This window comes from Paraburkholderia sp. Ac-20340 (assembly GCF_017104965.1).
In the GTDB taxonomy this organism is placed as follows: Bacteria; Pseudomonadota; Gammaproteobacteria; order Burkholderiales; family Burkholderiaceae; genus Paraburkholderia.
This window is the reverse complement of sequence record NZ_JAAGPR010000009.1, coordinates 237453-258956: the sequence shown is the minus strand read 5'-3', so window position 1 is coordinate 258956 and position 21504 is coordinate 237453. Positions and strand designations below refer to the sequence as shown.

The window sequence follows — 21504 nt, the reverse complement described above, 5'->3', positions numbered from 1 at the left end:
CCTGATGACCATAGCGAGTTGGTCCCACCCCTTCCCATCCCGAACAGGACCGTGAAACAACTCCACGCCGATGATAGTGCGGATTGCCCGTGTGAAAGTAGGTAATCGTCAGGCTCCTTATGCAGTACGTCCAGAACCCCGGTCTCTCACAGCGAGAACCGGGGTTCTGGCGTTTACGCGGGCGGAAAAAGCACGCGCAGATGCAGGCACCACGAAGCCCGCACAAAAAAGCCGTCCCACAGGGACGGCTTTTTGCATTCAAACGCCGCAAAAACTCACTTTTGCGCGAGAAACTTCGTCGCCAGTTGCACCCAGTACGACGAACCCACCGGCAGCAGCTGATCGTTGAAGTCATAACTGGCGTTGTGCAGCATGCACGGACCGGCGCCATGACCGGCGTCGCGATGTCCACCGTCGCCGTTACCAAGAAACGCATAGCAGCCGGGCTTCTCCAGCAACATGAACGAAAAATCCTCGGCGCCCATGGTCGGCTCGACGTGGTCATCGACGCGATCGGCGCCCACGACTTCCCGCATCACTTCCGCAGCAAACTGCGTTTCCGCGCTGCTATTCACCGTCGGCGGATAATTGCGCAGGAAACTCACCTCGACGGCACATTCATACGCTTCAGCCGTGCTCTCGGCGATCTTGCGTAGACGCGCCTCAATCAGATCGAGCGTTTCCGTCGTGAAAGTGCGCACCGTACCGGCCAGCCATGCGGTGTTCGGCACGACATTCACGGCATCGCCTGCGTGAATCTGCGTAATCGACAGCACCGCGGTATCGAGCGGCTTCTTGTTGCGCGTGATGATTCCCTGCAGACCATTCGCGATCTGCACCGCCGTAAATACCGGATCGCGCCCGTTATGCGGCAGCGCGGCGTGCGAGCCCACGCCGCTGATATCGATACGAAATTCATTGCTCGACGCCATGATCGGCCCTTCGGTCACGCCGAAGAAACCGGCTGGCATCCCTGGCCAGTTATGAATGCCGAACACTGCATCGACGGGAAAACGCTCGAACAAACCCTCTTCGATCATCGCTCTCGCGCCCGCGCCGCCTTCCTCCGCCGGCTGGAAAATGAAGACGATGGTGCCGTCGAACTGCCCGTGTTGCGCGAGATACTGCGCAGCGCCCAGCAGCATCGCCGTATGGCCATCGTGACCGCACGCGTGCATCTTGCCGTCGTTGTGCGAGCGATGATCGAAGGTGTTCAGTTCCTGAATCGGCAGCGCATCCATATCGGCGCGCAAACCGATCGAGCGAGTGCCGTTGCCGCGTTTGAGCACGCCCACAACGCCCGTTTTGCCCAGACCCCGATGCACCTCGATGCCCCATCCGGCGAGCGTAGTCGCAACAAGTTCGGCGGTGCGGGTCTCTTCGTAACGCAGTTCGGGGTGAGCGTGGATTGTTCGTCGTAGGCCCTGGATTTCGCCCTGGGCGGCCTGGATTTCCGGGATCAGTTTCATGGCTGACTCGTGGCAAAGCTCGGATTACGAGCTAGGAATGTGAGCGCCCGTCCTTCGATGATGGCGGGCGTGATCGAATCATTTTACGCCCAAGCCTTTTTTTCGAGGCAAGCGCCTGGACGGGCGGCGGCGCAGCGCGCCGGACATAATAAAATCACGCCATCGATAGCCCCTTGCGACACACATCCCATGAACGCCCGAGCTGAATTTGCCCGCGCAGTCTGTCCCCATGACTGCCCCGACACCTGCGCCATGCGCGTCACCGTCGAAAACGGCCGGGCGATCAAGGTGAGCGGCGACCCCGAGCATCCGCCGACCCAAGGCGTGCTCTGCACGAAGGTCACCCGTTACGCCGAACGCGTGCACCATCCGAAGCGCCTGACGCAGCCGATGAAGCGCGTCGGCCGCAAGGGAGAAGGGCGTTTCGAGCCGATCAGCTGGGACGAAGCCTGCGAAATCGCCGCCACGCGTCTGGGCGAAATTGCGCAGCGCGCGCCCGAAGCGATCCTGCCGTATAGCTATGCGGGCACGATGGGGCTCGTGCAGGGCGACAGCATCGCTCAGCGCTTCTTCCACAAGCTCGGCGCCTCGCGGCTCGATCGCACGATCTGTGCGGCGGCGGGCGCAGCGGGCCTGCGCTACACCTATGGCGCGGGCCTCGGCATGCTCACCGAGCATTTCGCTGAAAGCGAAGTGATCCTGATCTGGGGCGCGAATCCGATCGCCTCGAATCTGCATTTCTGGACGCGTGCGCAGGAAGCCAAGCGCAATGGCGCGAAGCTGATCGCCATCGATCCGTATCGCTCGCTCACGGCCGAAAAATGCCATCAGCACATCGCGCCGAAGCCCGGCACCGACGGCGCGCTCGCGCTCGGCATGATGCACGTGCTGATCACCGAAGACCGCCTCGATCACGACTACGTCGCGGCCTACACGCACGGCTACGAGCAACTGAAGGCGCGTGCGCTGACTTACACGCCTGCGCGCGTGGCGCAGATCTGCGGTATCGACGAACAGACCATCATCGAGCTCGCGCGCCTCTACGCGTCCACGCGCAAGGCGGCGATCCGCATGAACTACGGTTTGCAGCGCGTGCGCGGCGGCGGCAACGCCGTGCGCGCGATTGCCTGTCTGCCCGCGCTGACGGGCGCATGGCGCGATCGTGCGGGCGGCGTGCTGCTGTCGTCGTCGGGTTGGGCGCCGGTCGATGCGAACGCACTGCAGCGTCCCGATCTGATCCCTGGCTGGCCTAAGCATCAGCCGCGCGTCGTCAACATGAACCAGATCGGCGATGCGCTCACGCACGCGGGCGACGCGCAGTTCGGTCCGAAGATCGAAGCGGTCGTCGTCTACAACTCGAACCCGGTCGCAGTTGCGCCGGATTCGGCCAAGGTCGCGGCGGGCTTCGCGCGCGAGGATCTCTTCACGATCGTGCTGGAGCAGTTCCAGACCGATACCGCCGATTACGCCGATCTGCTGCTGCCTGCCACGACGCAACTCGAGCATCTGGACGTCCACAAGTCCTACGGCCACACGCACGTGATGGCGAATCTGCCCGCCATCGCGCCGGTTGGCGAAGCGCGCCCGAACACGGAAATCTTCCGCTCGATCGCCCGCGCGATGCAGCTCACCGAACCGGCGCTGTTCGACAGCGACGAAGCAGTGGCGGCGAGCGCCTTCGACTGGAGCGACCCGGCGTTCAACGGCGCCGGCTGGTCGACGCTCAAGGAGAATGCGTGGATCAAGCTCGATATCGCCGACGCGCCGTTCGCCAACGGCGGCTTTCGCACGCCCACGGGCAAGTGCGAGTTCTACAGCGAAGCGCTCGCGCAGGCCGGCATGGACCCGCTGCCGGACTATCTGCCGCCGTATGAATCGGCCGATCACGCGCCCGAACTCGCCGCGCGTTATCCGCTCGCGATGATCTCGCCGCCCGCGCGCAACTTCCTCAACAGCACCTTCGTGAACGTCGAAAGCCTGCGCGCGACCGAAGGCGAGCCGCACGTCGATCTCAATCCCGCCGATGCCGCGACCCGCAATATCGCCGATGGCGACCAGGTGCGCATCTTCAACGATCGCGGCTCGATGAGCGCCCGTGCGCGCGTCTCCGAACGTGCGCGCGAAGGCCTCGTCGTGGGTCTGTCGATCTGGTGGAAAAAGCTCGCGCCGGACGGCCGCAACGCCAACGAAGTGACGAGCCAGGCCCTCACCGACCTCGGCGGATCGGCGACTTTCTACGACTGCCTCGTCGAAGTCGAACACGCGTAAACCCCTAATCCAGCACGCAAAAAAGCGGCCCCTGCGCATTTCGAGGGGCCTTTCTAACTCGCTGATTCGCGGCAAGAAAAGCGCAGAGCGCATGCTACGATCGGCGTTTTAGCACGACCATTCGAAAATACCTGAGGAGGAGACGCCGCATGGAAAAAGTCTGGCTGAAATCGTACCCGCCTGGCGTTCCCGCGGAAATCGACGCGAGCCAATACGCGTCCATCACGGCGCTGCTCACCGAGAGTTTCAGCGCGAACCGGTCGAAGCCCGCTTTCGCCTGCATGGGCAAGGCCATCACTTACGGTCAGCTCGACGAACTTTCGAAGCGCCTCGCCGCGTGGTTCCAGTCGCGCGGCATCGAGCGCGGTGCGCGCATCGCCGTGATGATGCCGAACGTGCTGCAGTATCCGGTCGCGCTGGCTGCGATCCTGCGCGCGGGCTACGTCGTCGTGAACGTGAATCCGCTTTATACGCCGCGCGAACTCGAGCATCAGCTCAAGGACAGCGGCGCCGAAGCGATCATCATCCTGGAAAACTTCGCCAACACGCTGCAAGCCGTGATCGCGCAGACGCGCGTGAAGCATGTGGTCGTCGCGTCGATGGGCGATCTGCTGGGCGCGGCGAAGGGTTTCATCGTCAACTTCGTCGTGCGCAACGTGAAGAAGATGGTGCCCGAGTGGAGCCTGCCGGGTCACGTGCGTTTCAACGATGCAGTCGCCGCTGGCGCCCGCACGAACTTCAAGCCCGTCGAGCAGACGCCCGACGATGTCGCCTTCCTTCAGTACACGGGCGGCACGACCGGCGTGTCGAAGGGCGCGACGCTGCTGCATCGCAATCTCATCGCCAACGTGCTGCAATCGGCGGCCTGGACCGAGCCTGCGCTGGCGCGTCTGCCGGCCGGCACGCAGCCGGTGACGGTCGCAGCCTTGCCGCTTTATCACGTGTTTGCGCTCACGGTCTGCGGTCTGCTGACGATGCGCACCGGCGGCCTCGCGGTGCTGATTCCGAATCCGCGCGATATCGCCGGCATGATCAAGGAACTGCACGGTTACTCGATCACGACGTTCCCGGCCGTCAACACGCTCTACAACGCGATCCTCAATCACCCGGATTTCGACAAGCTCGACTTCTCGCATCTGCTGGTCGCCAACGGCGGCGGCATGGCGGTGCAGGAAGCCGTGGCGAAGCGCTGGTACGAGCGCACGCAGACGCCGATCGTCGAAGGCTACGGCCTTTCCGAGACCTCGCCGAGCGTGACCTGCAACCCGACCACGGCGACCGAATACACGGGCACGATCGGCCTGCCGCTGCCGTCCACCGAGATTTCGATTCGCGACGATAGCGGCAACGAACTGCCGATCGGCGAAGCGGGCGAGATCTGCATTCGCGGTCCGCAGGTGATGGCGGGTTACTGGCAGCGTCCGGAAGAAACGGCGAAGGTCATGACCGCCGATGGCTTCTTCAAATCGGGCGATGTCGGCGTGATGAACACGCGCGGTTACGTGAAGCTCGTGGATCGCAAGAAGGACATGATTCTGGTCTCGGGTTTCAACGTTTATCCGAACGAAGTCGAGGACGTGGTCGCCAAGCTGCCCGGCGTGTTCGAAGTGGCCGCGGTGGGGGTGCCCGACCAGCATTCGGGTGAGGCGGTGAAGCTCTACATCGTCAGGAAAGACCCGGCGCTCACCGACAAGGACGTGTTCGAATACTGCAAGACGCAGCTCACGGGCTACAAGCGCCCGAAGCTGATCGAATTCCGTAACGATCTGCCGAAGAGCAATGTCGGCAAGATCTTGCGGCGCGAACTGCGCGAGAGCCGCGCATAAGCGCACAGTCTGACGCGACATCCGAAACAAGGCCTGCCCGCAAGGGCGGGCCTTTCTTTTTTGCGCCGCGCCTGAATGAGGCACGCACGCCACGGCGCAAAGAAAAAGGGCGCCCGAAGGCGCCCTGGAGACTGAAACGGCTGTTTTTCTTAGAACTTGTGACGGATGCCGACGCGCGCCGTGAACTGGTTCTGGCTCGACGAAGCGGTCAGGTTGTTGATATTTGCCGTGGCGGCAACGGTCTCGCCAGCGGCGTTGATCGTGTCGCCCAGTGCGTGCTGGTACACGCCCGTCACGTAGATGTCGGTGCGCTTGGACAGGAAGTAGTCCACGCCCACTGCGCCCTGGTGATACTGGGCGCGCGAGCCGCCGTTGATCGACACGCCGCGCGTGTAGTCGTAGGCTGCGCCGACCAGCAGAGCCGGGGTCAGCTGATACTTGAAGTTGAGTTCGGCGTTGTTGAACGTTGCCGACTGGCCCTTGTAGGCGGCGAGCGCGTAGGTCGAGCCGAGGTTCGCGAAGCGGATGTTCGAGTACGTGATACCGAACGTGGCTGCGCCGAACGTGTAGGCGCCGCCCGCACCGATCACCTGGTACGTATTGGCCGACGCGAAGCCCGAGTAGACCGACGACGTCACGGCTGCGTTAGCCGCTGCGGCCGTACCACCATTGTTGAACAGGCCGCCCGATGCTGCCGGCGTGCGCGCGTTCAGGTAACCGACACCGAGGGACAGCGGGCCGTTGTTGTAGCCTGCGCCCAGCGACCAGATCTGGTTGTGCGAGAAGTCGCCAGCCGTGTTGCCGAAGCTGTACGTGCCGCCGAAGGTCAGGCCAGCGTAGTTGGCGCTGGTGAACTTGACCGTGTTGTTCGTACGGTACGCGTTGTTGAAGTTGTCGATATCGCCCGGGTGAGCGGCGATGTAGCCGCCCCACTGGTCGCCGGCTTCGAGCGGACCAACGTAGTCGACCACGGAATCGTACTGGCGACCCAGCGTGACCGAGCCGAATTGTGCGCTGTTCAGGCCCACATAAGCCTGACGACCGAACAGGAGACCGCCCTGGCCAGACTTGCCGTTGTTCACGTCAAAGCCGCTTTCGAGCACGAAGATCGCCTTGAGGCCGCCGCCCAGGTCTTCCGCACCGCGCAGGCCCCAACGGCTGCCTTGCAGGACGCCGCTCGACAGGTTGTACAGGTGCTTGCCACCTGCATTGGTGTTGATGTTGAAACCTTCGTCGATGATGCCGTACAGCGTGACGCTGCTCTGAGCGTGGGCGACGCCCGCGAACGCACCCAGCGCGGCGAGCGCGAGAAGCGACTTCTTCATTGATGGATCTCCAGTGTTTGACTGCTTTTATGCGTCTTTTTAACAAGGCCTGTTTATTTGTCTTGCGGTGGCCCTGATGTCTAACTTCGCGAGAAGTTGAGACGTAATGTAACCAAAAGGGTTAGGGGGGACAAAGGAAAAGCCTGGCGCACGTAAGTACCTGTTTCGTTTACACAACATGGTCTAGAATATGCGCCTGGATATCGGCGCTGCCCCTGATTGACGGGCCTGCCAGTGTTCCTGTAGCGACTTTGAACGGCCGGTCGGTCGGTGTTTGAGCCGCTCTTTTGATGGTCTGTTTTGCCGTGGTTCCGGAGGGAGGTTGGATGACGTTTGACGATTTGATTACCGAATTCGATCGAGGCTTGCGCTCGATCACGGGTGTGTCGCGCATGTCGCGTCCCATGCCGCAACCTTCTCCCGACGCCACGGCCGCGCAGTTCGCGACCGCCGAGGCCGCGGTGGCCACGGGCGGCGCTGTCGCGGCGTCGATGCCCGGCGAGTTGACGCCCGCCGAACGCACGCATGCCGCCGGCCTGATGCGTGTGAATCACGTGGGCGAAGTGTGCGCGCAGGCGCTTTATCAGGCGCAGAAACTCGCGACCCGTTCGCCCACGCTCAAGGCGGCATTCGAGCAGGCCGCGCGCGAAGAAGAAGACCATCTCGCCTGGACCGCGCGCCGCCTCGAAGCGCTCGATTCGCGTCCCAGTCTGCTCAATCCGCTCTGGTACGCCGGCGCGCTTGCGATCGGTCTGGCAGCAGGACGTCTGGGCGACAAGGTGAGTCTGGGCTTCATGGCCGAAACCGAGCGCCAGGTCGAGCATCACCTCGACAGCCACCTCGATGCGCTGCCGCCCGCCGACCTCGAATCGCGCGCGATCGTCGAGCAGATGCGTACCGACGAAATCGCCCACGCGAAGTCGGCAACGGATCTGGGCGGTATCGAATTGCCCTTGCCGCTGCGCTCGCTCATGCGCGCGGCATCTAAGGTCATGACGCGCACGGCTTACTATATTTAAGCCGTACTTTGAGATGTTCATGCGGACCGGTATGCTTCGCCGGTCCGCTTTCTCCATGTCACTGAAAGCGCCTTTCAGAGCTTTCAGTCGTCCGGTTTAATCCCCGCCAAGTCCCCGCACCATCGCGGTTTTACCCGCGCATTTCACGTATCACCTTCACAACCTGCGTTAGCTCATTCATTCATAACGATTTTTGGTTTTAACGTCGACTTGAACAGGTGCCGCTAAGTCCTTGTTCTATCGGATAAATTTCGTCAAAAATCGTGCCCCCCACCTTGACCCTCGAAAGGCCTTCCTCTAAAGTGGGAGACAGTGTGAGAAAGTGTATTTTTGTGTGATTTGAGAGATGTATTCGGGTAAATTTCCTGAGATTTAGACGGGCGGCGAACAGCGCCGCGTGGGGGGAGCAAATTGTTCCAGGGGGCGTCGGCGCTGACACTCGATGCGAAAGGACGGATGTCGATTCCGTCGCGCTATCGGGACGCGCTGCAACAACAGGCAGAAGGCCGGGTGACGATCACCAAGCACCCGGACGGCTGCCTGTTGCTATTTCCGCGCCCCGAATGGGAAGTCTTCCGCGCGAAGGTTGCGGCCTTGCCGATGGATGCGCACTGGTGGCGCCGCATCTTTCTTGGCAACGCGTCCGACGTCGATCTCGACACTGCGGGCCGCGTGCTCGTCTCACCTGAATTACGTCTTGCGGCTGGTATGGAAAAGGAAGTCATGCTGCTCGGCATGGGTAGTCATTTTGAGTTGTGGGATGCACAGACCTACGCCGCCAAGGAACAGGCGGCGATGGCTCAGGGCATGCCCGACGCCTTGAAGAATTTCACGTTCTGATCGCGGGTAAAAAAACGCTATGGCATCTGCGATGGGACAAGGATTGCAGCATCGCACGGTGCTGCTGGATGAAGCGGTCGATGCGCTCGTTACGCGCGCGGACGGCGTCTATGTGGACGGCACGTTCGGGCGGGGCGGCCACAGCCGCGCCGTGCTCGGCCGGCTCGCTCAAGGCGGCCGGCTGATTGCGTTCGACAAGGACCCGCTGGCGATCGCCACTGCCGGACAGGTGGGCGACGCGCGGTTCTCGATCGTGCACGAAAGTTTTGCTTCACTGCGCGACGCTCTGGCGGAGCGCGGGGTAGGGCGTGTGTCGGGTGTGCTGCTGGACCTGGGTGTGTCGTCGCCGCAAATCGACGACCCGGAGCGCGGTTTCAGTTTCCGCGCCAATGGTCCGCTCGACATGCGGATGGACCCGACGCGCGGCGAGTCCGCTGCCGACTGGCTCGCGCGGGCCACGTTGCAGGAACTGACGGAGGTGATTCGAGATTATGGGGAAGAACGGTTTGCTTTTCAGATTGCAAAGGCGCTTGTTGCTCGCCGGGCAGAGTCCGACCGTCTCGGGCCTCTCGACAGCACGGGCGAGCTTGCCCAAATCGTGGCTAACGCCGTCAAAACCCGTGAGAAGGGTAAGGACCCGGCAACCCGCACCTTTCAAGCTATACGGATTCACGTCAATCAAGAGCTTGCGGAGCTGCAGGTCGTTCTAGAAGCAGCTTTGTCGTCGCTGGAACAGGGGGGGCGGCTCGTGGTCATCAGCTTTCATTCGCTGGAAGACCGTATCGTGAAGCGGTTCATGCAGGCTAACGCCACGGCGCCGGCGATCGATCGCCGTTTGCCGATTCGCGCCGTGGATCTGCCCAGCCCGCCCCTGAAGCTGCTCGGGCGCGTATTCGCAAGCGACGAAGAAGTCGCGGCGAATCCGCGCGCCCGTTCGGCCGTGATGCGCATTGCGGAGCGCATCACGCCATGAATCGCCTGAACATCTTCCTGCTGATCGTCGTTATGGGCTGCGCGTTGTCAGTCGTCAACGCCACCAATCAGCAGCGGCAGATCTTCATCCAGTTGCAACGCGCGCAGTCGCAGGAGCGTCAGCTCCAGCAGGACTACGCGCAGCTTCAATATCAGCAGAGCGCGCTGTCACGCACATCGCGCGTGGAACAGCTCGCTACCGATTCGCTCAAGATGCAGCCCGTGACGACCGGACGCACGCAATACCTGACGCTCGCACCGGGCGCGGCCACCGCAGTGGACGCGCCTGTGCCTGTTTCCGCGCCGGTCATGGCGTCGGCACCGGCCAGCACGAACGGCCGCCGCGGAGGCGCGCGATGAAAAAGGGCAACAGCCGCAAGAGCGTCGCCTTCAGCGCCAACCCGATTCTCTCCGTGCGCCTGCCGATGTGGCGCTCGAAGCTCGTCGTCTTCATGCTGTTCATGGCGTTCGTGGCGCTGGCCGCGCGTGCGTTCTGGATTCAGGGACCGGGCAACGCCTTCTATCAGAAGCAGGGCGAAAGCCGCTATCAGCGCACCATCGAACTGCCCGCCACGCGCGGCAAGATTCTCGACCGTAACGGCCTCGTGCTCGCGACGAGTCTGCCCGTGCGCGCGATCTGGGCGATTCCCGAAGCCGTGCCCGACGACCTCGGCGCAGACAAGCTCAACCAGCTCGGCAAGCTGCTCGACATGTCCACCAAGGACCTGCGCGCCAAGCTCTCGGAAGACAAGACCTTCGTCTACGTGAAGCGTCAGGTGCCGCTCGACATCGCGCAGCAGATCACGGCGCTCGACATTCCGGGCATCTATCAGCGCAACGAATACAAACGTTTCTATCCGGAAGGCGATGTCACGGCCCACCTGATCGGCTTCACCAATGTGGAAGACGAAGGGCAGGAAGGCGTCGAGCTCTCGGACCAGAAGATTCTCGCGGGCGTGCCGGGCATTCGCCACGTCATCAAGGACCGCATGGGCCACATCATCGAGGATGTGGATGAAACCGTCGTGCCGCACGATGGCAAGGACGTCGAACTGTCGATCGACAGCAAGATTCAATACATCGCGTATTCGAACCTGAAGGCGGCGGTCGAAAAGTTCAAGGCCAAGGCGGGTGCCGCGATGGTGGTGGACGTGCGTACAGGCGAAGTGCTCGCGCTCGTCAATTACCCCACGTATAACCCGAACGACCGCTCGCACCTCACGGGCGAGCAGTTGCGCAACCGCATTCTGACCGACGTGTTCGAGCCGGGCTCGATCATGAAGCCGTTCACGGTGTCGCTGGCCCTGGATTTGCACCGCGTCTCGCCGACTACACTGGTGGATACGGGGGGCGGCAAGTTCACGCTCGACGGCGCGACCATCACCGACGATGCCGGTTTCGGCGTGCTGACGGTGGGCGGCGTGATCCAGAAGTCGTCGAACATCGGCGCGACCAAGATCGCGATGACGCTCCGGCCCGAAGAAATGTGGAACATGTACACCAGCATCGGTCTCGGACAAGCGCCGAAGGTCGGGTTCCCCGGCGCGGCGCCTGGGCGTCTGCGTCCGTGGAAAAGCTGGCGTCGCATCGAACAGGCGACGATGTCGTACGGCTACGGCCTGTCGGTGTCGCTGTTCCAGCTCGCGCGCGCGTACACGGCCATCGCCCACGACGGCCAGATTCTGCCCGTCTCGATCTTCCGCCATCCCGGCGACGATCAACCCGTGGTCGGCACCCAGGTGTTCGCGCCCACGACCGCGCGCGAAGTGCGCACGATGCTCGAAAGCGTGGTGTCGAAGCAGGGCACGTCGCCTGACGCGGCGGTGCCTGGCTACCGCGTGGGCGGCAAGTCCGGCACGGCGTACAAGCACGGTCCGCACGGCTACGACCACTCGAAGTACCGCGCGTCGTTCGTCGGCATGGCGCCGATGCCGAACCCGCGCATCGTTGTCGCGGTCACGGTGGACGAACCGACTGCAGGCAGCCACTTTGGTGGCGCGGTGTCGGGTCCGGTGTTCTCGAGCATCGTCGGCGATACGCTGCGTTCGCTCAACGTGCCGCCCGACATGCCGGTCAAGCAGCTCGTCGTGTCCGACGACAGCGCTTCGTCCACGGCGGTTGCGAATGCGCCGGCCGCGGCGAAAGCGCCGTCCGCGCCCGCAAAGCGCGTCGCGAGCGCCAACGCAGGCAACGCGAAGAGCCCGTCCGGCGCGCATCACATGACTGTTGCCGATAACGCCAAAACCCGACCCGGAGTCGTCCGATGAGCGCCACGCGCACCCAGCATCCCGCGCACCGGCAGATCGCGGACGCGCTCGCGTGGCTGCGCGCGCGCATTGCGCCCGCAGCCAATTTGCACGCCGACACCCGTTCGCTCCAGCCCGGCGATGTGTTCCTCGCCTACGCGGTCGAAGGCGCGGATAACCGCTCGCATATCGAAAACGCACTCGCGCGCGGCGCGGCAGCGGTGCTGTATCAGCCGGAAGGCTATAGCGGCGCGTTCGACCTCGCGCAGGCGCAAAACGCGCTGGCGGTTGCGCAACTCGACATCCTCGCTGGCGAAATCGCCAGCGGCTGGTACGGCGACCCCAGCGACGCGATGCTCGTGGTCGGCGTAACCGGCACCAACGGCAAGACCTCGTGCAGCCAGTGGATTGCATCGGCGCTCACGGCCATCGGCCAGAAGTGCGCGATCGTCGGCACGCTGGGCAGCGGCTTTGTCGGCCAGCTCGTGCACACCGGTTTCACGACACCCGACGCGCCGCAACTGCAACGCTCGCTCGCGCAGCTGCGTCAGCAGGGCGCGCAGGCGGTGGCGATGGAAGTGTCGTCGCACGCGCTGCATCAGGGCCGCGTGAACGGCACGTCGTTCGATATCGCGATCTTCACGAATCTCACGCAGGATCACCTCGACTATCACCGCACCTTCGAAGCCTACGAGGCCGCGAAGGCGCGTCTGTTTGCGTGGCCGGGCCTGCGCGCGGCCGTCATCAACGCCGACGATGCCGCCGGTCGTCGCCTGATCGCTGCCACGCGCGGCACGGCGCGAACGATTGCCTACGGCGTCGAAACGCCTGCCGCCGATGCGCCCGTCGCCGACGCCTGGCTGCGCGCGAAAGACGTGCGCGCGACCGCCACGGGCACCGCGTTCCATCTGGAAACGTCGGACTGGGGCGAAGCGAATATCGAAGTGCAGACGCTCGGCCTGTTCAACGTGAGCAACCTGCTGGGCGTGCTCGGCGCGTTGCTGGCGGCGAATGTGCCGCTGCTGGCCGCGCTCAACGAAATCGCGAAACTGCAGCCGGTGAATGGCCGCATGGAGCGCCTGGGCGGCCGTATCGATCAGGACGAACCGCTCGTCGTGATCGACTACGCGCACACGCCCGACGCGCTCGAAAAGACGCTCGAAGCGCTGCGCCCGATTGCGGCGGCACGCGGCGGCCGGCTGATCTGCATGTTCGGCTGCGGCGGCGACCGCGACGCCACCAAGCGTCCGCTGATGGGCGCCATCGCCGAGCGTCTGGCCGATCAAACCGTCGTGACGAGCGACAACCCGCGCAGCGAAGCGCCGGCCGCGATCATCGATCAGGTCGTCGGCGGCATGCGCGAACCCGCGAAGGCGCGCCGTATCGAGGACCGCGCAAGCGCGATCCTGCAGGCGGTGCGCGGCGCGGCCAAGGAAGACGTCATCGTGCTGGCCGGCAAGGGGCACGAGGCAACCCAGGAAATCATGGGCAAGAAGCGCGCGTTCTCCGATCAGGATCACGCGCGCCTTGCCCTCGCAGCCCGTCCGACGTCCGATCGGCATGGGCGCGGAGGCGGTGAATGACAATGCTTTCCCTGCGCGAAGCAGCAGCGCTGATTCCCGGCGCGAGCGTACTCGGCGACGAGAACACGACCTTCGAGCGCATCTCCACCGATAGCCGCACGACCGGCCCCGGCGATCTGTTCGTCGCGCTCAAGGGCGACCGTTTCGACGCGCACGACTTCCTGCCCGACGTGGCGGTCCGTCACGTGAGCGCGGCGCTGGTCTCGCGCAGCCCCGGCGACTGGCGCGTTCCCGCACTGCGCGTGGACGACACGCGCGCGGCGCTGGGCGCGCTTGCGCTCGGCTGGCGTCGCCGGTTTGCGATGCCGCTCGTCGCCGTGACGGGCAGCAACGGCAAGACCACGGTCAAGGAAATGATCGCGTCGATCTTCGCGGCGGCGGTCGGCGAAGACGCGCGTCTGGCGACTGCGGGCAATCTGAACAACGACATCGGCGTGCCGCTTACGCTGCTGCGCCTGAATGCGGCGCATCAGCTCGCAGTGGTCGAACTCGGCATGAACCATCCGGGCGAAACGGATTTGCTCGCGAAGTTCGCCGAGCCCACGGTCGCCGTGGTGAACAACGCGCAGCGCGAGCACCAGGAATTCATGGCGACGGTGGAAGCCGTCGCGCTCGAACACGCGAGCGTGATTCACGCGCTCAAGCCCGAAGGCACGGCCGTGTTTCCCGCCGACGATGCCTACGCCGGAATCTGGCGCGTGGCCGCGACCGGCTCGCAGATTCTCGACTTCGCGCTGCACACCGATGAACGCGCAGTCGACGCCGCCGTGACGGGCAAGCTCAGCGGCGCGCGTCTCGCGGTCGCCACGCCCGACGGTCATCTCGAAGTCGAACTGAAGGTGCTGGGCGCGCACAACGCGCACAACGCGCTCGCCGCCACGGCGGCGGCGCTGGCTTCCGGCGTGTCGCTCGATGCGATCCGTCGCGGCCTCGAAGCATTCGAGCCCGTGAAAGGCCGTTTGCAGGTCAAACGTGCAGCACTTGCGGAACTTGCGGGCGCGAAGGTGATCGATGACACCTACAACGCGAACCCCGATTCCGTGCGCGCGGCCATCGACGTGCTGGCGACGCATGACTCGCCGCGCGTGCTGGTGCTGGGCGACATGGGCGAAGTCGGCGATAACGGCCCGGCGTTCCACCGCGAGGTGGGCGCCTACGCGCAGGAGCGCGGTATCGACGCGCTGTACACGCTCGGCGCGGCAGCACGCGACATCTCGACGGCATTCGGCGCCAATGCGCTGCACGCCGCCGATGTCAGCGAGCTGGTTCGCGCACTCGCCGGCGCCGGTTACGGTTCCGGCGCAACGATCCTCGTGAAAGGCTCGCGCTTCATGCAGATGGAGCGCGTCGTAGCCGCCATCACGAACCCGCAACCCACCGCACCGGACGCAGCGTCCGGCGCGCACTGAAATTCGAAGGAATACAAGCAATGCTACTGGCGCTGGCGCAATGGCTGCAGAATGACGCAAGCTTCTTGCGCGTGTTCAGTTATCTGACGTTCCGTGCGGTGATGGCCACCATCACCTCGATGGCGATCGGGCTCTTTCTCGGGCCCTGGGTCATTCGCAAGCTCACCGAAATGAAGGTCGGCCAGGCCGTGCGCACGGATGGCCCGCAGACTCACCTCGTGAAGTCCGGCACGCCCACCATGGGCGGCGTGCTGATCCTGCTCGGCATCGCCGTCGCGACGCTGCTGTGGGGCGATCTCTCGAACCGCTTCATCTGGATCGTGATGCTGGTCACGTTCGGCTTCGGCGCGATCGGCTGGGTCGACGACTATCGCAAGGTGGTCTACAAGGACCCGCGCGGCATGTCTTCGCGCGAGAAGTATTTCTGGCAGTCGGTGATCGGCCTGTTCGCGGCGGTGTATCTCGCCTTCAGCGTCTCCGAAGCGAATAACGTGCGCGTGTTCGACCTCTTCATGGCGTGGGTGCGCAGCGGTCTGTCGATGGGTCTGCCCGCGCGCGCCGACCTCTTGCTGCCGTTCCTCAAGTCGATGACTTATCCGCTGGGCGTGTGGGGCTTTATCGCGCTCACGTACTTCGTGATCGTCGGCGCGAGCAACGCGGTCAACCTCACCGACGGCCTCGACGGTCTCGTGATCATGCCGGTCGTGCTGGTGGGTGCGTCGCTGGGCGTGTTCGCCTACGTGATGGGCAGCTCGGTCTACTCGAAATATCTGCTGTTTCCGCACATTCCCGGCGCGGGCGAACTGCTGATCTTCTGCTCGGCGATGGGCGGGGCGGGCCTGGCGTTCCTCTGGTTCAACACCTATCCCGCGCAGGTGTTCATGGGCGACGTGGGCGCGCTGGCGCTCGGCGGCGCGCTGGGCACCATCGCCGTGATCGTGCGTCAGGAAATCGTGCTCTTCATCATGGGCGGCATTTTCGTCGCGGAAACGCTGTCCGTGATGCTGCAGGTGACCTGGTTCAAGTACACGAAAAAGCGTTATGGCGAAGGGCGCCGCATCTTCAAGATGGCGCCGCTGCATCACCATTTCGAACTGTCGGGCTGGAAGGAAACGCAGGTGGTCGTGCGTTTCTGGGTCATCACGCTGATGCTGTGCCTGATCGGTCTGTCGACGCTGAAGCTGCGTTGATCGACGTTTCCATTTTGCTCACGTAGTTCTGCCCACTTAGGAAAGCAAGCGATGTTTGGCGAGAAGTTTCGGGATCGGCAAAAGCCGATGGTGCTCGTGCTGGGACTCGGCGAATCGGGTCTCGCGATGGCGCGTTGGTGCGCGCGGCAAGGTTGCCGCCTGCGCATCGCCGACACGCGCGCGACGCCGCCGGGCCTCGCCGAACTCGCCACGCACGGCATCGATCCCGCGAACTTCATCGGCGGCGCGTTTTCGACGGCGCTGCTCGAAGGCGTCGAGATCGTTGCGATCAGCCCGGGTCTGTCGCCGCTGGCCGACGACCTCGTGCCGCTGATCGCTGCCGCGCGCGAGCAGGGCATCGAAGTCTGGGGCGAACTCGAACTGTTCGCGCAGGCGCTGCGCCATCTGGGCGAAAGCGGCTACGCGCCGAAGGTGCTGGCGATCACCGGCACCAACGGCAAGACCACCACCACGAGCCTGACCGGCAAGCTCTGCGAGCGCGCGGGCAAGACCGTGGCGGTGGCCGGCAACATCAGCCCGGCGATGCTCGACAAGCTCGCCGAAGCGATCGATAACACCGCGCTGCCCGACGTCTGGGTGCTCGAACTGTCGAGCTTCCAGCTGGAAACGGCGCACAGCTTCGCGCCCGACGCGGCGACGGTGCTCAACATCACCCAGGATCACCTCGACTGGCACGGCGGGCTCGACGCCTACGCGGCCGCCAAGGGGCGCATCTTCGGTGCGCAGACCGTGCGCGTGCTCAACCGCGACGACGCGCGCGTGATGTCGCTCGCGCGCGTGAAGGACAGTGGCGATGCGCGTGTCGTGACCTTCGGCGTGAACGAGCCGCAACGTGACGGCGACTTCGGCCTCTCGCGCGACAACGGTATGCAGTGGCTGGTGCAGGCGCACGACCGCGACGTCATCGACGAGCCGGTTTCCGCGCGCCGCCGCAAGCAACTCGACGCCGCGCCGGTGAACCTCGCCATGAAGCGTCTGATGCCGGTGGACGCGCTGCGCATTCGCGGCCTGCACAACGCCGCCAACGCGCTGGCCGCGTTCGCGCTCGCACGCGCAATCGATCTCGCGCCCGCCGCGCTGCTGCACGGCCTGCGCGAATATCGCGGCGAGCCGCATCGCGTCGAACTGATCGCATCGATCGAAGGCATCGATTTCGTGGACGACAGCAAGGGCACCAATGTCGGCGCCACGGTTGCCGCGCTCGACGGCCTCGCGCAGCGCGCGGTGCTGATCGCGGGCGGCGACGGCAAGGGCCAGGACTTCGATCCGCTGGCCGCGCCGGTGGCGCGCTGGTGCCGCGCGGTCATGCTGATCGGCCGCGACGCACCGAAGATTCGCGCCGCGCTGGAAAGCACCGGCATCACGCTCGCCGATCACGCCACGCTTGAAGAAGCCACGCGCGCGGCCACCGCGCTCGCCGAACCCGGCGACGTCGTGCTGCTTTCGCCGGCCTGCGCGAGCTTCGACATGTTCAAGGGCTACGCCCACCGCGCCGCCGTGTTCAGCGACACGGTGCAAGCCATCGCCGCAGAACGGGGGACGACGATATGAGCTGGTCCGAACGATTCGGCGCGCGCCTGTCGCGCGAAGCGAGCGGCGGGTCTGCCGATCACAGCAGCTCGCTGGGTTCGTCCAGCGCGCGCGCGGGGGGCATTTCGAGCGCGGTCAACGGCGTGCGTCCGGCGCGCTCGCGCATGCTCGACTACGACTACTCGCTGTTGTGGGCGGTGATCGCCTTGCTGGGCCTGGGCGTGGTGATGGTCTATTCGGCCTCGATCGCCATGCCCGATTCACCCAAGTACGCGGCGTACCGCGACTGGGCGTTTCTGGCGCGCCATCTGGTGTCGCTCGTGGTGGCCGCGGTCGCCGCGCTGGTGGCGTTCCGCATTCCGGTTTCGGTGTGGGAGCGCTACGCGCCGAAGATTTTCCTGATCGCATTGGCGATGCTGGTGGTCGTGCTGATTCCGCACATCGGCAAGGGCGTGAACGGCGCACGGCGCTGGATTCCGCTTGGCATCACGAATATGCAGCCGTCGGAAATCATGAAGCTCGCCGTGACGATCTACGCGGCGAACTACACGGTGCGCAAGCAGGAATACATGCACAGCTTCGCCAAGGGCTTCCTGCCGATGGCGTTTGCGGTGGGCGTGGTGGGCGCGCTGCTGCTGCTCGAACCCGATATGGGCGCGTTCATGGTGATCGCCGCGATCGCGATGGGCGTGCTGTTCCTCGGCGGCGTGAACGGAAAGCTGTTCGGCGGTCTCGTGGCCACGGCCGTGGGCACTTTCACGCTGCTGGTGTGGGCGTCGCCGTGGCGTCGCGAGCGGATCTTCGCGTACCTCGATCCGTGGGACGACCGCTACGCGCAGGGCAAGGCGTATCAGCTCACGCACTCGCTGATCGCCTTCGGGCGCGGCGAGTGGTTTGGCGTGGGCCTGGGCGGCAGCGTCGAAAAGCTCAACTATCTGCCCGAAGCGCACACCGACTTCATCCTGGCCGTGATCGGCGAGGAACTGGGTTTTGTCGGCGTGATGATCGTGATCCTGCTGTTCTACTGGATCGTGCGCCGCTCGTTCGAGATCGGCCGTCAGGCGCTCGCGCTCGACCGCACTTTTGCGGGGCTCGTTGCGAAGGGGCTGGGCGTGTGGTTCGGCGCGCAGGCCTTCATCAACATGGGCGTGAACCTCGGCCTGTTGCCGACCAAGGGCCTGACGCTGCCGCTCGTGAGCTACGGCGGTTCGGGCATTTTGCTGAACTGTATTGCGGTGGCCCTGCTGTTGAGAGTCGATTACGAGAACCGGGTTTTGATGCGCGGGGGCAAGGTATGAGCGCCCAGCAACCGCGCACGCTGATGGTGATGGCCGGCGGCACCGGGGGACACGTGTTCCCGGGCCTCGCGGTCGCGCATCGCATGCAGGAGTGGGGCTGGCGCGTGGTGTGGCTCGGCAATCCCGCGGGCATGGAAGCGACGCTGGTGCCGAAACACGGCATCGCGATGGAATATGTGCGTTTTGGCGGTGTTCGCGGCAAAGGCCTCAAGACCAAGCTGATGCTGCCCGTTAACCTCCTTCGCGCGTGCACGCAAAGTCTTGCGGCGCTGCGCCGCGTGAAGCCCGATGTGGTGCTCGGCATGGGCGGCTACATCACGTTCCCGGCCGGTGTGATGAGCGCGATCTCGGGTCGCCCGCTGGTGCTGCACGAACAGAATTCGATCGCGGGTCTGGCGAACAAGGTGCTCGCGAAACTCGCGAAGCGCGTGCTCGTGGCGTTTCCGGGCGCGCTGCCGCATGGCGAGTGGACCGGCAACCCGATCCGCGCCGAACTCGAACACGTCGTCCAGCCGAAGGATCGCTACGCGCAGCGCAGCGGTCCGTTGCGCGTGCTGGTCGTCGGCGGCAGCCTGGGCGCCGCGGCGCTCAATGAAGTCGTGCCGCGCGCGCTGTCGATGCTGGCGCCGGGCGAGCGTCCGCTGGTGGTGCATCAGGCGGGCGCGAAGCATATCGACGCCTTGCGTCAGAACTATCTCGACGCCGGTATCGGGCAGGGAGAAGGCGCCGGTGAAGCGGCCCAACTCGTGCCCTTCATCGACGATATGGCGAGCGCCTACGAAAACGCAGATCTGGTGATCTGCCGCTCGGGCGCGATGACGGTGGCCGAAGTCGCGGCCGTGGGCGTGGCGGCGCTGTTCGTGCCGTTTCCCTACGCCGTGGACGACCACCAGACCACCAACGCGGCGTTCCTCGCGCAAGAGGGCGCGGCGCGCGTGGTGCAGCAACGCGAGCTGTCGGCCGAGACGCTCGCCGACTGGCTCAAGCAACAAACCCGGCAATCGCTGGCAGAAATGGCAGAGCGCGCTCGCGCGCTCGCAAAACCCGACGCCGCCGATCAGGTCGCGCGCATCTGCGCGGCCGTGGCAGGCGTAGCAGCGGGAGGAAAGCAATGAAACACATCGTCAAACATATCCATTTCGTCGGCATCGGCGGCGCGGGCATGAGCGGCATCGCCGAAGTGCTCGTCAATCTCGGTTATCAAGTGAGCGGCTCGGACCTCGCGAAGAACGCGGTCACCGACCGCCTCGCCGCGCTCGGCGCGCGCATCGCGATCGGCCATGCCGAAGAGAACATCGAAGGCGCGAACGCCGTGGTCGTGTCCACGGCCGTGCGCAGCGACAACCCCGAAGTGCTGGCCGCGCGCCATCGCCGCATTCCCATCGTGCCGCGCGCCGTGATGCTCGCGGAACTGATGCGTCTGAAGCAGGGCATCGCCATCGCGGGTACGCACGGCAAGACCACCACCACGTCGCTGGTGGCGAGCGTGCTGGCGGCGGGCGGGCTCGATCCGACTTTCGTGATCGGCGGGCGTCTGATCAGCGCGGGCGCGAACGCGCGTCTGGGCACGGGCGACTTCATCGTCGCGGAAGCCGACGAATCGGACGCCTCGTTCCTGAATCTCTTCCCGGTGATCGAAGTCATCACGAACATCGACGCCGATCACATGGACACCTACGGGCACGATTTCGCGCGCCTGAAGCAGGCGTTCATCGAATTCACGCATCGTCTGCCGTTCTATGGCATCGCGGTGCTGTGCGTCGACGATCCGAACGTGAAGGAAATTCTGCCGTTCGTGTCGAAGCCGATCATCCGTTACGGCTTCGCGCCCGACGCGCAGGTGCGCGCCGTGAACGTCGTCGCACGCGACGGAAAAATGTATTTCACAGTGATGCGCGAAGATGCACCGGCGCTCGATATCGTGCTGAACCTGCCGGGCGATCACAACGTACAGAACGCGCTCGCAGCGATCGCGATCGCGACCGAACTCGAAGTGAAGGACGAGGATATCCAGCGCGCGCTGGCCGAATTCAACGGCGTGGGCCGTCGATTCCAGCGTTACGGTGAAATTCCGGTCAACGGCGGCGGCACTTACACGTTGATCGACGATTACGGTCATCATCCGGTCGAAATGGCGGCGACGATCGCTGCCGCGCGCGGTGCTTTCCCGGGCCGCCGTCTCGTGCTGGCGTTCCAGCCGCACCGTTACACGCGCACGCGCGACTGCTTCGAAGATTTCGTGCGCGTGCTGTCGACGACCGATGCGCTCGTGCTGACCGATGTGTACTCGGCCGGCGAAGCGCCGATCGTCGCGGCGGACGGCCGAGCTCTTGCGCGCGCGATTCGCGTGGCGGGCAAGGTCGAGCCGGTGTTTATCGAGACAGTGGATGAGATGCCGGACGCGCTGGCCGCGGTGGTCCGCGACGGCGATGTGGTGATTACGATGGGCGCGGGTTCGATCGGCGGTGTGCCGGGCCGGATCTCGCAACAGGAACAGAAGGCGTGAGT

At 64.6% G+C, this 21504-nt stretch carries 16 protein-coding genes and 1 rRNA gene; 15 read left to right on the top strand and 2 right to left on the bottom strand.

Annotation, left to right across the window (positions count from 1 at the left end):
* Positions 1–114, top strand: a 5S ribosomal RNA gene (rrf, locus tag G3N59_RS15300).
* Between the two features lie 161 nt (positions 115–275).
* Here the strand turns inward: rrf and G3N59_RS15295 are convergent.
* Positions 276–1469 (bottom strand): M20 aminoacylase family protein, encoded by a 1194-nt coding sequence (locus G3N59_RS15295; protein WP_205983457.1) that lies wholly within the window; start codon positions 1467–1469, stop codon positions 276–278.
* Between the two features lie 189 nt (positions 1470–1658).
* Between G3N59_RS15295 and G3N59_RS15290 the strand changes: the two genes are divergently transcribed.
* Both G3N59_RS15290 and G3N59_RS15285 read left to right on the top strand, forming a co-directional pair.
* Positions 1659–3737, top strand: coding sequence for a molybdopterin oxidoreductase family protein (locus tag G3N59_RS15290; protein ID WP_205983456.1), 2079 nt, complete (start codon positions 1659–1661; stop codon positions 3735–3737).
* A 149-nt stretch (positions 3738–3886) separates the two neighbouring features.
* Complete coding sequence (locus G3N59_RS15285; protein ID WP_205983455.1) at positions 3887–5563, top strand: long-chain fatty acid--CoA ligase; 1677 nt, start codon at positions 3887–3889, stop codon at positions 5561–5563.
* A 149-nt stretch (positions 5564–5712) separates the two neighbouring features.
* On the opposite strand, the gene G3N59_RS15280 is transcribed toward G3N59_RS15285, so the two are convergent.
* A complete protein-coding gene (locus G3N59_RS15280) occupies positions 5713–6888 on the bottom strand; it encodes a porin (RefSeq protein WP_205983454.1) in 1176 nt (391 codons plus the stop codon).
* Positions 6889–7214: 326 nt separating this feature from the next.
* Here G3N59_RS15280 and coq7 point away from each other — a divergent pair, with 326 nt between their 5' ends.
* The 12 genes from coq7 to murC all read left to right on the top strand — a co-directional run bounded on the left by coq7 (position 7215) and on the right by murC (position 21502).
* A complete protein-coding gene (gene coq7 / locus G3N59_RS15275) occupies positions 7215–7907 on the top strand; it encodes a 2-polyprenyl-3-methyl-6-methoxy-1,4-benzoquinone monooxygenase (RefSeq protein ID WP_205983453.1) in 693 nt (230 codons plus the stop codon).
* Between the two features lie 411 nt (positions 7908–8318).
* Positions 8319–8747 carry a division/cell wall cluster transcriptional repressor MraZ gene (mraZ, locus tag G3N59_RS15270; protein WP_205983452.1) on the top strand — a complete coding sequence of 143 codons (429 nt, stop codon included), beginning with the start codon at positions 8319–8321 and terminating at the stop codon, positions 8745–8747.
* Between the two features lie 31 nt (positions 8748–8778).
* Positions 8779–9720, top strand: coding sequence for a 16S rRNA (cytosine(1402)-N(4))-methyltransferase RsmH (rsmH, locus tag G3N59_RS15265; RefSeq protein ID WP_205983451.1), 942 nt, complete (start codon positions 8779–8781; stop codon positions 9718–9720).
* Positions 9717–10079, top strand: a complete 363-nt coding sequence (gene ftsL, locus G3N59_RS15260) for a cell division protein FtsL (RefSeq protein WP_205983450.1) — start codon at positions 9717–9719, stop codon at positions 10077–10079. The genes rsmH and ftsL overlap by 4 nt, the downstream gene beginning before the upstream one ends.
* A complete protein-coding gene (locus G3N59_RS15255) occupies positions 10076–11986 on the top strand; it encodes a penicillin-binding protein 2 (RefSeq protein WP_205983449.1) in 1911 nt (636 codons plus the stop codon). The genes ftsL and G3N59_RS15255 overlap by 4 nt, the downstream gene beginning before the upstream one ends.
* On the top strand, positions 11983–13548 hold the full coding sequence (locus G3N59_RS15250) for a UDP-N-acetylmuramoyl-L-alanyl-D-glutamate--2,6-diaminopimelate ligase (protein WP_205983448.1): 1566 nt from the start codon (positions 11983–11985) through the stop codon (positions 13546–13548). Before G3N59_RS15255 ends, G3N59_RS15250 begins: the two co-directional genes overlap by 4 nt.
* Positions 13545–14957, top strand: coding sequence for a UDP-N-acetylmuramoyl-tripeptide--D-alanyl-D-alanine ligase (gene murF / locus G3N59_RS15245; RefSeq protein ID WP_205983447.1), 1413 nt, complete (start codon positions 13545–13547; stop codon positions 14955–14957). The genes G3N59_RS15250 and murF overlap by 4 nt, the downstream gene beginning before the upstream one ends.
* Before the next feature lie 20 nt (positions 14958–14977).
* Positions 14978–16147, top strand: a complete 1170-nt coding sequence (mraY, locus tag G3N59_RS15240; protein WP_205983446.1) for a phospho-N-acetylmuramoyl-pentapeptide-transferase — start codon at positions 14978–14980, stop codon at positions 16145–16147.
* Between the two features lie 51 nt (positions 16148–16198).
* Positions 16199–17719 carry a UDP-N-acetylmuramoyl-L-alanine--D-glutamate ligase gene (gene murD / locus G3N59_RS15235; RefSeq protein WP_205983445.1) on the top strand — a complete coding sequence of 507 codons (1521 nt, stop codon included), beginning with the start codon at positions 16199–16201 and terminating at the stop codon, positions 17717–17719.
* Positions 17716–18996 carry a putative lipid II flippase FtsW gene (ftsW, locus tag G3N59_RS15230; protein ID WP_205983444.1) on the top strand — a complete coding sequence of 427 codons (1281 nt, stop codon included), beginning with the start codon at positions 17716–17718 and terminating at the stop codon, positions 18994–18996. The genes murD and ftsW overlap by 4 nt, the downstream gene beginning before the upstream one ends.
* The gene (gene murG, locus G3N59_RS15225) at positions 18993–20111 is read left to right on the top strand and encodes an undecaprenyldiphospho-muramoylpentapeptide beta-N-acetylglucosaminyltransferase (protein ID WP_205983443.1); all 1119 of its coding nucleotides are present in this window, start codon (positions 18993–18995) and stop codon (positions 20109–20111) included. Before ftsW ends, murG begins: the two co-directional genes overlap by 4 nt.
* The gene (gene murC, locus G3N59_RS15220; protein ID WP_205983442.1) at positions 20108–21502 is read left to right on the top strand and encodes a UDP-N-acetylmuramate--L-alanine ligase; all 1395 of its coding nucleotides are present in this window, start codon (positions 20108–20110) and stop codon (positions 21500–21502) included. The genes murG and murC overlap by 4 nt, the downstream gene beginning before the upstream one ends.
* Positions 21503–21504: the final 2 nt, after the last annotated feature.

Excerpts from the sequence above, each read along its gene's own strand:
- G3N59_RS15295 (WP_205983457.1), bottom strand. The coding sequence starts at position 1,469 with ATGAAACTGATCCCGGAAATCCAGGCCGCCCAGGGCGAAATCCAGGGC.
- G3N59_RS15290 (WP_205983456.1), top strand. The coding sequence starts at position 1,659 with ATGAACGCCCGAGCTGAATTTGCCCGCGCAGTCTGTCCCCATGACTGC.
- G3N59_RS15285 (WP_205983455.1), top strand. The coding sequence starts at position 3,887 with ATGGAAAAAGTCTGGCTGAAATCGTACCCGCCTGGCGTTCCCGCGGAA.
- G3N59_RS15280 (WP_205983454.1), bottom strand. The coding sequence starts at position 6,888 with ATGAAGAAGTCGCTTCTCGCGCTCGCCGCGCTGGGTGCGTTCGCGGGC.
- coq7 (WP_205983453.1), top strand. The coding sequence starts at position 7,215 with ATGACGTTTGACGATTTGATTACCGAATTCGATCGAGGCTTGCGCTCG.
- rsmH (WP_205983451.1), top strand. The coding sequence starts at position 8,779 with ATGGGACAAGGATTGCAGCATCGCACGGTGCTGCTGGATGAAGCGGTC.
- ftsL (WP_205983450.1), top strand. The coding sequence starts at position 9,717 with ATGAATCGCCTGAACATCTTCCTGCTGATCGTCGTTATGGGCTGCGCG.
- G3N59_RS15255 (WP_205983449.1), top strand. The coding sequence starts at position 10,076 with ATGAAAAAGGGCAACAGCCGCAAGAGCGTCGCCTTCAGCGCCAACCCG.
- G3N59_RS15250 (WP_205983448.1), top strand. The coding sequence starts at position 11,983 with ATGAGCGCCACGCGCACCCAGCATCCCGCGCACCGGCAGATCGCGGAC.
- murF (WP_205983447.1), top strand. The coding sequence starts at position 13,545 with ATGACAATGCTTTCCCTGCGCGAAGCAGCAGCGCTGATTCCCGGCGCG.
- mraY (WP_205983446.1), top strand. The coding sequence starts at position 14,978 with ATGCTACTGGCGCTGGCGCAATGGCTGCAGAATGACGCAAGCTTCTTG.
- murD (WP_205983445.1), top strand. The coding sequence starts at position 16,199 with ATGTTTGGCGAGAAGTTTCGGGATCGGCAAAAGCCGATGGTGCTCGTG.
- ftsW (WP_205983444.1), top strand. The coding sequence starts at position 17,716 with ATGAGCTGGTCCGAACGATTCGGCGCGCGCCTGTCGCGCGAAGCGAGC.
- murG (WP_205983443.1), top strand. The coding sequence starts at position 18,993 with ATGAGCGCCCAGCAACCGCGCACGCTGATGGTGATGGCCGGCGGCACC.
- murC (WP_205983442.1), top strand. The coding sequence starts at position 20,108 with ATGAAACACATCGTCAAACATATCCATTTCGTCGGCATCGGCGGCGCG.